The organism is Mesorhizobium sp. C120A, from assembly GCF_030323105.1.
Classification (GTDB): Bacteria; Pseudomonadota; Alphaproteobacteria; order Rhizobiales; family Rhizobiaceae; genus Mesorhizobium.
The window spans coordinates 4,024,700-4,036,853 of the sequence record NZ_CP100476.1 but is presented as its reverse complement, the minus strand read 5'-3'; the positions used below and the strand labels follow the sequence as shown (position 1 = coordinate 4,036,853).

11 protein-coding genes are annotated in these 12,154 nt (G+C 62.8%); 7 read left to right on the top strand and 4 right to left on the bottom strand.

Annotated elements, in window-relative coordinates; genetic code table 11:
- Positions 1 to 111 precede the first annotated feature (111 nt).
- The gene (locus NL532_RS19590; protein WP_031204252.1) at positions 112 to 732 is read left to right on the top strand and encodes a DUF1287 domain-containing protein; all 621 of its coding nucleotides are present in this window, start codon (positions 112 to 114) and stop codon (positions 730 to 732) included.
- Between the two features lie 5 nt (positions 733 to 737).
- Here NL532_RS19590 and NL532_RS19585 read toward each other — a convergent pair whose 3' ends face one another.
- Both NL532_RS19585 and NL532_RS19580 read right to left on the bottom strand, forming a co-directional pair.
- Entirely contained in the window at positions 738 to 3,062 is a 2,325-nt protein-coding gene (locus tag NL532_RS19585; protein ID WP_023684938.1) for an NADP-dependent malic enzyme, read from the bottom strand.
- 159 nt (positions 3,063 to 3,221) lie between these two features.
- Positions 3,222 to 4,001, bottom strand: a complete 780-nt coding sequence (locus tag NL532_RS19580; protein ID WP_023829930.1) for an SDR family oxidoreductase — start codon at positions 3,999 to 4,001, stop codon at positions 3,222 to 3,224.
- 120 nt (positions 4,002 to 4,121) lie between these two features.
- Between NL532_RS19580 and NL532_RS19575 the strand changes: the two genes are divergently transcribed.
- Together NL532_RS19575 and NL532_RS19570 are read left to right on the top strand one after the other, a co-directional pair.
- The gene (locus NL532_RS19575; protein WP_023829929.1) at positions 4,122 to 4,937 is read left to right on the top strand and encodes a UDP-2,3-diacylglucosamine diphosphatase; all 816 of its coding nucleotides are present in this window, start codon (positions 4,122 to 4,124) and stop codon (positions 4,935 to 4,937) included.
- Positions 4,938 to 5,041: 104 nt separating this feature from the next.
- The gene (locus NL532_RS19570) at positions 5,042 to 6,256 is read left to right on the top strand and encodes an MFS transporter (protein ID WP_023829928.1); all 1,215 of its coding nucleotides are present in this window, start codon (positions 5,042 to 5,044) and stop codon (positions 6,254 to 6,256) included.
- Here NL532_RS19570 and dgcA read toward each other — a convergent pair.
- The gene (dgcA, locus tag NL532_RS19565) at positions 6,227 to 7,210 is read right to left on the bottom strand and encodes an N-acetyl-D-Glu racemase DgcA (protein WP_023829927.1); all 984 of its coding nucleotides are present in this window, start codon (positions 7,208 to 7,210) and stop codon (positions 6,227 to 6,229) included. The two genes, NL532_RS19570 and dgcA, sit on opposite strands and share 30 nt — an antisense overlap.
- A gap of 77 nt (positions 7,211 to 7,287) precedes the next feature.
- Between dgcA and NL532_RS19560 the strand changes: the two genes are divergently transcribed.
- Genes NL532_RS19560 through NL532_RS19545 form a run of 4 tightly spaced genes read left to right on the top strand, consistent with a single transcriptional unit; the run spans position 7,288 to position 11,362 of the window.
- Positions 7,288 to 8,475: an MlaE family ABC transporter permease gene (locus NL532_RS19560; protein WP_023708615.1), complete on the top strand. Its 1,188-nt coding sequence runs from the start codon at positions 7,288 to 7,290 to the stop codon at positions 8,473 to 8,475.
- A gap of 1 nt (position 8,476) precedes the next feature.
- A complete protein-coding gene (locus NL532_RS19555; RefSeq protein ID WP_023684944.1) occupies positions 8,477 to 9,295 on the top strand; it encodes an ABC transporter ATP-binding protein in 819 nt (272 codons plus the stop codon).
- A gap of 14 nt (positions 9,296 to 9,309) precedes the next feature.
- Positions 9,310 to 10,683 (top strand): MlaD family protein, encoded by a 1,374-nt coding sequence (locus tag NL532_RS19550; protein WP_023690141.1) that lies wholly within the window; start codon positions 9,310 to 9,312, stop codon positions 10,681 to 10,683.
- Between the two features lie 37 nt (positions 10,684 to 10,720).
- A complete protein-coding gene (locus tag NL532_RS19545) occupies positions 10,721 to 11,362 on the top strand; it encodes an ABC-type transport auxiliary lipoprotein family protein (protein WP_502881984.1) in 642 nt (213 codons plus the stop codon).
- Positions 11,363 to 11,396: 34 nt separating this feature from the next.
- Here NL532_RS19545 and NL532_RS19540 read toward each other — a convergent pair whose 3' ends face one another.
- Positions 11,397 to 12,149 (bottom strand): RNA ligase family protein, encoded by a 753-nt coding sequence (locus NL532_RS19540; protein ID WP_245270392.1) that lies wholly within the window; start codon positions 12,147 to 12,149, stop codon positions 11,397 to 11,399.
- Between the last annotated feature and the right edge of the window lie 5 nt (positions 12,150 to 12,154).

The following is a 12,154-nucleotide window of genomic DNA, read 5'->3' as shown; positions in this document are numbered from 1 at the left end:
TTGCAGGAGGCGTTTGGATAGAGCGGCAACTGTGCGATCTCACCGCTGCATGAAAAAGGCGCAATCGCCCCGGAATTATCCCACGATCCAGCAATGCCCCGGGGAGCTGGCATGACCGCGATTACCCGTCGAACCGCACTGCAGTTCGGCCTCCTGGGCCTGGCGGCGCCCGCAGCCTTGGCGCAGGAAAATCCAGCCGCTCCGGACTGGCGCAGCAAATTGGTCGAAGCCGCGCGTGAGCAGATCGGCGTCACCACATTCTACGACCCGACCTATGTCCGCCTCGACTATCCCGGCGGCGATGTCGCGCCGGATCGAGGCGTGTGCACGGACGTCATTGTCCGCGCCTATCGCCGCGCCTTCAAGCTCGACCTGCAGAAACTGGTGCATGAGGATATGGCCGCCAATTTCGCCGCCTACCCCAAGACCTGGGGCCTGAAAGCGACCGACCGCAACATCGACCACCGACGGGTCGGCAATCTTGCCGCATTTTTCGGGCGCAACGGAGTTTCCTTGCCCGCCAGCGAGTATCCTCCCGACTTTCAGCCGGGCGATATCGTCACCCAGATGCTGCCCGGCAACCTGCCGCACATCATCATCGTCTCATCCGAACGCTCGGCGGACGTGCCGGAACGAGCGCTGGTCATCCACAATATCGGGGCGGGCGCCCGCGAGGAGGACACGCTGTTCGCCTTCAAGCAGACCGGGCATTACCGCTTCGCGCCTGCGTGAGAAACTCAGCCGAAATGAACCACCGCCTGCGCCTTGTGCGCCGCCTCGACCACCGCAAGCGCCGTCATGTTGACGACGCCGCGCGAGGTCACTGACGGGGTCAAAATATGCGCCGGCTTGTCGGTGCCAAGCAGGATCGGCCCGACATGCAGCGCGTCCATCATCGTGCGCAGCGCGGTCAGCGTGATGTTGGCGGAGTCGAGGTTGGGGAACACCAGGAGATTGGCTTCGCCCTTCAGCCGCGAATGCGGATAGACGCGCTGGCGCAGATGCTCCGACAGGGCTGAATCGGCATGCATCTCGCCGTCGCATTGCAGGTCGGGCGCAACGCGCGCCAGGATCGCCGCCGCCTGCCGCATCTTCAGCGCGCTGGGAGAATCGCGCGAGCCGAAATCCGAATGCGACAGCAGCGCTGCCTTCGGCTCGATGCCGAAGCGCTGGATTTCCTCGGCCGCCAGAATGGTCATTTCGGCGATCTCCTCGGCCGTCGGGTCGACCGAGACATGGGTGTCGGTGAGGAAGATGATGCCGCGTTGGGAGATCAGCATCGACAGCGTCGACAGGTCGCGGTCCTTGACGCCTGCGCGTGGTCCGATGACCAGCGTCACATTGCGCAGATGCCGCTCGAAACGGCCCTCGAGGCCGCAGATCATGGCGTCGGCATCGCCGCGCTTCAGCGCCAGTGCCGCAATCACCGTATTGTCGGTGCGCACCATGGTGCGCGCGGCCTCCGTCGTCACGCCGCGCCGGCCGGCAAGCTCGATCAACAGGTCGACATAATGGCGGTAGCGCGGATCGTCCTCAGGGTTGATCAGGCCGAAATCGACGCCCGGCTTGATACGCAGGCCGTAGCGCTTCAGCCTGACCTCGATGACATGCGGGCGGCCGATCAGGATCGGCTCGGCAATGCCTTCCTCCAGCACCACCTGGGCTGCGCGCAGCACGCGCTCGTCCTCGCCGTCGGCATAGATGACGCGCTTGGCGGTCGACGCCTTGGCCGACGAAAACACCGGCTTCATCACCAGGCCGGAGCGGAAGACGAAGCGGTTGAGCTGGTCGATATAGGCGGCGAAGTCGGTGATCGGCCGGGTCGCGACGCCGGTGTCGCAGGCAGCCTTGGCCACCGCCGGCGCGATGCGCAGGATCAGGCGGGGATCGAAGGGCGAGGGGATAAGGAAGTCGGGTCCGAAGATCGGCGTCTCGCCGGAATAGGCGCGGGCGGCGACGTCGGATGGTTCCTCGCGGGCAAGGGCAGCAATTGCCCTGACCGCGGCCATCTTCATCTCCTCGTTGATGGCGCTGGCGCCGCAGTCCAGCGCACCGCGGAAGATGTAAGGAAAACAAAGCACGTTGTTGACCTGATTGGGAAAATCGGAACGGCCGGTGCAGATCATCGCGTCGGGACGGGCGGCGCGCGCGACCTCCGGCATGATCTCGGGATTGGGGTTGGCCAGCGCCAGGATCAACGGCTTAGGCGCCATATGATCAAGTAATTCCGGCTTCAGCACGCCGGCGGCCGACAGGCCGAGAAAAACGTCGGCGCCAGGGATCACATCGGCCAGCGTGCGCGCCTCGGTGTCCTTCACATAGGGGTCTTTCCAGCGATCCATCTCGTCGGTGCGGCCCTTGTAGGCGACGCCGAAGCGGTCGGTGACCCAGATATTCTCTACCTTGGCGCCAAGCGAGACCAACAGGTTGAGGCAGGCGAGCGCTGCCGCACCGGCGCCTGAGGTGACGATCTTGATGTCGGAAATGGTCTTGCCGGCGAATTCCAGCCCGTTGAGCACGGCGGCGGCGACGATGATGGCGGTGCCATGCTGGTCGTCATGGAAGACGGGAATGCCCATGCGGGCCTTCAACTGCGCCTCGACCTCGAAGCATTCGGGCGCCTTGATGTCCTCGAGATTGATGCCGCCGAAAGTCGGCTCCAGCGCCGAGATCGTCTCGACCATGCGCTCTATGCCCGGCGCGTCGATCTCGATGTCGAAGACGTCGATGCCGGCGAATTTCTTGAACAGCACCGCCTTGCCTTCCATCACCGGCTTGGAGGCGAGCGGGCCGATATTGCCGAGCCCGAGCACGGCCGAGCCGTTGGAGACGACGCCGACCAGATTGGCGCGCGCTGTATAATCGGCCGCGGTTGCCGGATTGTCGCGGATTTCGAGGCAGGGCGCGGCAACACCCGGCGAATAGGCCAGCGCCAGATCGCGCTGGTTGCCGAGCGGCTTGGTTGCCTGAATCTCGAGCTTTCCCGGCCTTGGATGCTTATGGAAGTAGAGGGCGGCTTCGTCGAGGTCCGAACGTGCCGTTTTCTTGTTCTCGCCTTCCATGCGGCCGCTCCCTCAAACCTGCTTTGCAGCCTTTTAGCACGCAAAAATGGTTTTTCGCGACGCCAAATAACGCAAGGGCGGCTAAAACAACCGGGGCCGGAAATATCGAACTATTTCAAATAATTGCGCTGAAATCCTGCCGATTATCCATCGAGCCCTTTAGAACGCGCTGACATAGAGGCCGCCATCGACCGGGATGTTCTGACCGGTGAGATAGCCGGCATGGACCGAGCACAGAAAGGCGCAGATCTGGCCGAACTCTTCCGGCGTGCCGAGCCGCTTGGCCGGAACGTCGGCGCTGATGCGGGTCTTGCGCGCTGCGGCCGCTGCCGGGTCTTCCATCGTGCCGGCCTCATGCGGGCCGCGCAGCCGGTCGGTGTCGAGCTTGCCCGGCAGCAGGCTGTTGATGGTGACGTTGCGGTCGATCACCGTGCGCGCCACGCCGGCCAGGAACGAAGTCAGCCCGGCGCGCGCGCCGGACGACAGATCGAGGCCGGGGATCGGGACGTAGACCGACAGCGAGGTGATGTTGACGATGCGGCCGAAGCCGCGCTTGGCCATGCCGTCGATCACGGCCTGCACCAGTTCGATCGGCGTCACCATGTTCTGCGTCACGCCCTCGAGAATCTTTGCGCGGTCGAGCTCGCGGAAATCGCGCAAGGGCGGGCCGCCATTGTTGTTGACCAGGATATCCGGGTCGGGGCAGGCGGCAAGGAGCGCGTGCTGCACGTCGGGTTTCGAGACGTCGCCGACGGTCTCGGTCACCTTCACGCCGTAGCGTTCGCGCAGTTCGGCTGCGGTTTTTGCCAGCAGCTCGGCATTGCGGCCGTTGACGACGAGATCGCAGCCGGCCTCGGCCAGCGCCATGGCGCAGCCGCGGCCCAGCCCTTTGCTCGATGCGCAGACGATGGCTTTCTTGCCCTTGATGCCGAGATCCATGACGATTTTCTCCTGTGAATGGCGCGGCACGCTAGCCCTTTGGCTGGCCCAATCGCAACCGTCATACGGTTGTTGCATGAATCGGGGCATAGCCTGCGCGAAAGCAACGGTGACGATCTGATGTCCGGTACAGAAACCCGCACTTTCCGCAGCATGTTCATATCCGACCTGCATCTCGGATCGAAGGCGGCCAAGGCCGAGTTCCTGATCGATTTCCTGCGGTATCACGACGCCGATATCATCTACCTCGTCGGTGACATCGTCGACGGCTGGCGTCTGCGGCGCAGCTGGCACTGGCCGCAGAGCCACAATGACGTCGTCCAGAAACTGCTGCGCAAGGCGCGCAAGGGCACCTCGATCACCTATATCGCCGGTAATCACGACGAATTCGCGCGCCAGTTCCAAGGCGTGCATTTCGGCGGCATCGTCGTTGCCGACCGCGCCATCCACGAAACCGCCGATGGCAGGCGCCTGCTGGTCATCCATGGCGACCAATTCGACACCGTCGTCCACAATGCGCGCTGGCTGGCCTATCTCGGCGACTACGCCTATGACGCCGCGATGATGGTCAACCGTGTGGTGACGAAGCTCCGCCATTTGCTGGGTCTCCCTTACTGGTCGTTCTCGTCCTGGGCTAAGGTCAAGGTCAAGAAGGCGGTCAACTTCATCGGCTCGTTCCAGACCGTGCTGACCGAGGAGGCCCGCCGCTCGCATGTCGACGGCGTCATCTGCGGCCACATCCATCACGCCGCGATCGAGACTTATGAGAATGTGCAGTACATCAACACCGGCGACTGGGTGGAGAGCTGCACGGCGGTGGTCGAACATTTCGATGGCAAGATGGAGATCATCCACTGGGCGCTGGTGCTGCCCGAAGCACCGGACGAGCCGTTCATCCCCTTGCTGATCGAAGACAGGGTCGTCGAAGCGGCATAACCCTCCTGTTAATCGACTGGTCCAGGCAGTTTCGGACCGCTTTCGCGCATGTTAAGGGATCGATCTGCGTTGCAGCCCTTTGTGCAGCGTAATTGGATCGATTCATGTCGCTGCCGCCGCTCTCGCCCAAACAACTCGTCAAGCCGCGCCATTTCGAACTGCGCATGAGCCTGATCTTCGCGACATTATTCATGTCCCTGGGAACGCATGTGCCTTATTTCCCGCTGTGGCTGCATGCGCAGGGTTTCCACGCCGAGCAGATCGCCATCATCCTGGCGGCGCCGATGTTCCTGCGCGTGGTGACAACACCCCTGCTGACCGCGCTGGCCGACCGGGCGAAGGACAGGGCGGATGTCTATATCGCGCTGGTGGCCGCGACGATGGTGCTTTCCGCCGGCTATTTCCTCAACCCGACCTACGCCATGGTGCTTGCCGTATCGCTGGCGCTGACGGTGGTGTGGACGCCGCATTCGCCGATCGCCGATTCGCTCGCGCTGTCGGGTGTGCGCCGCTTTGGCTCGAACTACACCGCGATGCGCAAATGGGGCTCGATATCCTATCTCTGCGCCAATGTCGCAGGCGGCTTTATCCTCGCCTGGACGAGCCCGCAGGCCGTGCCGGTAATCATCTTTGCGGCATTGTCTGCCGCGCTCGTCGCCGGATTGCTGGCGCCGCGGCTTGGCCGCCCGCGCCGGGCTTCGCCGCTATCTGCCGCCGACATCCAGCATCAGGCGCCGAGCCTTCTCAATCCGTATTTCCTGTATTTCACCCTCGGCGTCGGCATCATCACCGCCAGCCATGCCTTCCTCTACGGCTTTGTCTCAATCTACTGGAAATCGGTCGGCATCAGCGATTCCGTCGTTGGCCTGCTGTGGGCCTGGGGCGTGGTGGCCGAGGTCTGCATGTTCGTGTTTTTCAACCGTATTTTTGCCTCCGTCTCAGTCGTCAAGGTGATGCTGATCGCCGGCGTCGGCTCCATCGTGCGCTGGATCGCCTTTCCGTTGATCTGGCCACTCGGGCTTGGCGTTGCCGGTTTCTTCGGCGTCCAGACCCTGCATTCGGTGTCGGTGGCGATGGTGTTGATCGGCCTGCAGAAGATGATCGGCGAAACGGTTTCGGAAGAACGCACGGGTGCGGCGCAAGGCATTGCCTATTTCTTCAACGGCTTCTTCATGGCGGCGGTGACGCTGGCGTCCGGCCCGCTTTATGAGCGCTACGGCGTCGACGGCTTCCTGGCGATGATCCCGATCGCCATCGTCGGCCTGGCGCTGATCGGGCTCGCCGCGCGTTCAGCCCCACAGCATCCTGTCAGGCGGTAACACCAGCGACCCCTGGTACACGAGGCCGGGCTGGCGGTCGCGGGCAAGCAGCAGCGGACCGTCGAGGTCGACGAAGTCGGCGCCTTGCGCCAAAAGCACTGCCGGCGCCATCGCCAGCGACGTGCCGACCATGCAGCCGACCATCACGCCGAATCCCAGCTCCCGGGCGCGGTCGCGAAGGGTAAGGGCGGCGGTCAGGCCGCCGGATTTGTCGAGCTTGATGTTGACGGCGTCATAGAGGCCGACAAGCGCTTCGAGGTCCTTCGCCTCGTGGAGGCTTTCGTCTGCGCAGATCGGCACCGGATGCGCGATGTGGCGCAGGATGGCATCATGGCCGGCGGGAAGCGGCTGTTCGATCAGGGCTATGCCATGTTCGGCGGCGAAAGCGAGATTCTCGATGATGTTGGCATCGATCCAGCCTTCATTGGCGTCGAGGATGATGCGGCTGTCGGGCGCCGCTTCGGTCACGGCGCGGATGCGGGCCATGTCGTTGTCGCCGCCAATCTTGACCTTGAGCAGCGGCCGCCCGGCATTGGCGCGGGCTTGCGCCGCCATTGCCTCCGGCTCGCCCAGCGACAGCGTGTAGGCCGTCTCCAGCGCCGACAAGGGCACAACGTGGATGGCGTCCGCGACCGCAACGCCGCTGATCTTGGCCTCCAGGTCCCACAAGGCGCAATCGATGGCGTTGCGGGCAGCACCCGCCGGCATCGCATCGAGCAGTTCCTTGCGGCTGATGCCGCCTTCTATCTGCCGGCGCATGGCCTCGATGGCGTCGCGCACCCCCTCCATGGTCTCGCCATAGCGCTTGTAGGGGACGCATTCGCCCCATCCGCGATTGTCCCCATCACTGATCGTGCAGGTAATGACTTCGGCTTCGGTCTTCGACCCGCGCGAGATGGTGAAGGTGCCGGCAATGGGAAAACGCTCGGCCTCAACCGAAATGACACGCGCCATAATTTTCTGCTCCGGCTATGCGACAACGCGTCGTCGGCAAATCGACAGGTACGACCCGTCAGGCTAAACAGGACGCCATGTTGACCATCGGCAAACGCGACGCAAGCGGCAACGCCGCCAAGGAGGCCGACCACCAGCCCCGCGTTGCGGTCGGCGAGGAGGGCGGCGTCCTCGGCTGCGCTTTCTCCGGCATCTGGACGACGACGACAGTGGCGCTGATCGACGCCGAGATGCGCAAGATCGAGCAGCGCAAAGGCTTCCAGACGCTCGCTTTGGATCTTTCCCACATCGAGAAGATGGACACCGCCGGCGCCTGGCTGATCGATCGCCTGGTCAGTGTCTTCGAAAAGAAGGGTGTCGAGATCAAGATGCAGGGGCAAAGCGATGTCGCCTCGATCCTGCTCGGCGCCGTTGGCGAAGCTGTCCGGCGCGAGCCCGAATCGCGCGGCGTCCGGCGCCCCAACATCATCCTCCGCGGGCTGGAGGCGGTCGGCCGCCGCATCTATGAGATGCGCGACGATTTCCTCGCCTCGATGAACATCCTTGGCGCCACCATCGGCGGCGCCCAGATGAAGCTCGGGCGCGGCCATGCCATCAATCCGGCGGCGATCTTCAACCAGATCGATCGCATGGGGGTCGGCGCCATCCCCGTGGTGGTGCTGATGTCGGCGATCGTCGGCGCCATCGTCGCCCAGCAGGGCGCCTACCAGCTCAATTATTTCGGCGCCAACATTTTCGTTGTCGATCTGGTCGGCGTGCTGATCCTGCGCGAACTCGGCGTGCTGATGACCGCCATCATGATCGCCGGCCGCTCCGGCAGCGCCATCACCGCCGAGATCGGCTCGATGAAGATGCGCGAGGAGGTCGACGCGCTGAAGGTCATCGGCCTCAACCCGATCGGCGTGCTGGTGTTTCCGCGCCTGGTGGCGCTGGTGATCGCGCTGCCCTGTCTCACCATCGTCGCCAATTTTGCCGCTCTTGGCGGCGGCATCCTAGCCGCCTGGCTTTATTCCGGTATTGCGCCGACGGCCTTCATCGACCGGCTGCGCGGGGCAATCGATATCAGCACCATCTTCGCCGGGCTGATCAAGGCGCCGTTCATGGCCATGATCATCGGCACCATTGCTTCCGTAGAAGGCATGAAGGTCGGCGGCAGCGCCGAATCGCTGGGTCTGCACGTCACCGCCTCGGTTGTGAAATCGATCTTCGTCGTCATCATCCTCGATGGCCTTTTTGCCATCTTCTACGCATCGATCGAGTTCTGACATGATGCGCAGAAACTCAAAGGCGACCAAGGCTGTGCAGGGAATGGAAGAAGACGATATCGTGCTGTCGGTGCGCGATATCACCGTTGCCCTGGACGACAAGCTGATCCTCGACAAACTGGCGCTCGACATCAAGCGCGGCGAAATCCTCGGTTTCGTCGGCGCCTCGGGCGCCGGCAAATCGGTGCTGCTGCGCACGATTCTCGGCCTGCTGCACAAGCAGTCCGGCACGATCAAGCTGTTTGGTCTCGACCTCGAAAAGGCCAGCGACATCGAGCGGTTGCGCATCGACATGCGCCTTGGCGTGCTTTTCCAGCACGGCGCCCTGTTTTCGGCGTTGACCGTGCAGGAAAACGTGCAGGTGCCGATGCGCGAATATCTCGATCTGCCGAAGAAACTGATGGACGAGCTGGCCTTGCTCAAGATCGAACTGGTCGGCCTGCCGCCGGACGCCGCGCAAAAATTTCCCTCGGAGCTTTCGGGCGGCATGATCAAGCGCGCCGCCCTGGCGCGGGCGCTGGCGCTCGACCCCGACATCGTCTTCCTCGACGAGCCGACGTCCGGCCTCGACCCGATCAGCGCGTCCGAATTCGACGAATTGGTGGTGAAGTTGCGCGATACGATGGATCTGACGGTCTATATGGTGACGCACGATCTCGACACGCTGTTTACCGCTTGCGACCGCGTGGCGGTGCTCGGCAACAAGAAAATCCTGGTCGAAGGCACGATCGACGACATGCTGAAAAGCGAAGAACCGTGGGTCAAATCCTATTTCCGCGGAAAACGCGCTCGGCAACTTGATCTTGCCGCGCGCGCATAGACATAAGTGGGGCAATGGAAACCAGAGCCAACTACGTAATTGTCGGCATTTTCACCCTGGCTGCGATCCTGGCGGCGTTCGGGTTCGTCTATTGGACCGCCCAGATCGGTGATCGCGGCGAGACGGCGGAGCTGCGCGTGCGCATTCAGGGTTCGGCCTCCGGCCTCGGCCCCGGCAGTCTGGTGCTGTTCAACGGCGTCAAGGTCGGGGTGGTCAAGCGCGTCTATTTCGACCGCAATGACCCCAATGCCGCCATTGCTACGACCGAGATCGACCAGACAACGCCGCTCACCAAATCGACGCAGGCCGATATCGGCATCGCCAGCCTTGCCGGCCAGGTCAACATCGAATTGAAGGGCGCCGATCCCAAGGAACCGAACCTGCTGGAAGAGGCGGCAAAGGAAGGCAGGACGGCCGAGATCATCGCCAATCCGTCAGCGGTCACCAACCTGCTGCAGACGGCGCAGAACATCTTCACCCGCGCCGACAAGGTGCTTTCCGACCTAGAAGGTTTCACCAGGGATGTGCGCGGGCCGCTGACCCAGACCGTCAAGAACGCCCAGACATTTTCCGATGCGCTGGCCAGGAATGCCGACGGCATCGACAAGTTCCTGACCGCCGTCAGCGCGCTGTCGGATGAGCTGAAGGGTGTTTCCGGCAAGCTCGACGGCACGCTGAAGGCTGCCGAAGGCCTGCTCAATGCCGTCGACAAGGACAAGATCAAGAGCATCGTCGCCAATGTGGACGCCGTCACCGCCAATCTGAAGGAGACCAGCGGACAGCTCGACGGAGTGATCAAGAACGTCGATACCGCGGTCGGCTCGGTCAACGATTTCGCCACGCGCACGCAAGGCACGCTGGCAAAGGTCGACAATGTGCTCGACGGCATCGATCCGGCGCAGGTGCGCGTGGCGCTCGCCAACATTCAGAAGGCCAGCGAAAATGCCAACAAGGCCGCCGCCGACATCGCCAAGGTGACCGACAAGTTCGCCGACCGGGCCGACGACATCGACGAGACGATCAAGGACGCCAAACAGCTTGCGTCGCGCCTCAACGATGCCTCGGTGCGCGTCGACGGCATCCTGAAAAGGGTCGATACGCTGCTCGGTTCGGGCCAGGCCGACGGCGTCATGGCCGATGCCAGGGACACGCTGAAGTCGTTCAAGCAGGTCGCCGACACGCTGAACGCCCGGCTTGGCACGATCACCGACAACATCGCGCGCTTCTCGGGCCAGGGCCTGTCGAATGTCGAGGCGCTGGTCCAGGACAGCCGGCGTTCGATCAGTCGCATCGAAGAGGCGGTGACCGATCTCAGCCGCAACCCGCAGCGCATCCTGTCGGGCGGCGACGGCGAGGTCCGGCAGTTCGATGGCAGGGCACGGCGTTGACTTCCGTGCCCGCCCGCAGCAATTACATGGACCGCGGATGCGGATTCATCATACGATCCGGGGACAGTGGGGATCACGCGTGACGTTCGGGTTGGGTGGGTATAGATCGGCGGCCGTTTTGCTTGGCCTGACGCTGGCTGGTTGCGCGGCATTGGGAGGCAAGCCGGCGCCGCTCGATACGTTCGAGCTGTCCGCCCCGTCGATCGACGCCCATGGCCACAGCCGCCGCCAGATCCTGATCGCCCAGCCATCCGCGCTCAAGGCGCTGGACAGCCAGAACATCGTCATCAAGCCGTCAGATCGCTCGATCCAGTATCTCAAGGGCGCGCAATGGGCCGACCGGCTGCCGCTGATCGTGCAGGCGAGGCTCGCCGAAACCTTCCAGCGCTCCGGAAGCTTTGCCGGCGTCGGCAAGCCGGGCGAGGGGCTGGCGATCGACTACCAGGTGATCGTCGAGATCCGCTCCTTCGAAGTCCGCGTCAATGGTGGCGAGCATGCCGAGGTCAATCTCTTCGTGCGCATCCTGAACGACCGCAACGGCGAGGTGCGCGCCTCGAAGAGCTTCACCGCATCCGCTCCCGTCTCGGGCAGCGGCAATCCGGCCTATGTCAGCGCGCTCGACAGCGCCTTCGGCGAGGCGGCGAAGGATATTGTGGGCTGGACGGATTCGGTGATCTGAGCGAACCCGGCGAGGCGCTTGAGACCCAGGAACCTTAGCCGCCTGGCAGACGGTTGGTGATCAGTTCTGCCTTCATCCAGTGGGTTTCACTCTGGACATGTCCTGCCCGTACATATTTGCCCATGCGAATGGGCATGTCTGCCTCAGCAAATGCTTCGGCAACCCTAGCCACAAAGCCTTCTTGCTTGGCCTTATCCAGGGACGCAGCCAGATTATCGAAGAGGTTGGGGCTGAAAGGCCCACGATAGAGCGTGGGAACAGGAGTGATGCCCAGTTCCTCAAACCGGGCCAGGGTCAAATCCCACGATTGAATTTCGGCCCCGATGATCCATGCAAAGCCAAGAAAAAATGACGGCAGCGCATCATACGCAACCGAATGTCGGGCATAGAGGTTCTCGCCGACAATCCGTTCATCGTCAGCAAGTTGCGGTGAAACATTTGCTGCAAATGCCTTCAGCCAGTCTCGGGGTGGATGATAACGGCTATCGGGACTGCGCGCGTGAGAGCCATCGCGATGAAGGGTTGTGTTCTCTCCATCCATCTTCTCGGTGACCACAAGATCAGCCACCCTTAGTCCTTCAAGCGACGCCATGACCTTGTCGTCGCTGGTGGCTCCGACCGATATCGGCAGATGAAAGGTGCGACCGTATTTCCTCATGCTGGAGGCATAGCTTGCAGCCCATCGCGCCAGCAAGGGCAGCCTGAGTTCTTTGCGCTCGTCATTGTTCGATCCATGACAAACGAAAAAGGCGGGAAATTTCCCGCCTTTTTCATTTTGATGCAGCAATCGTA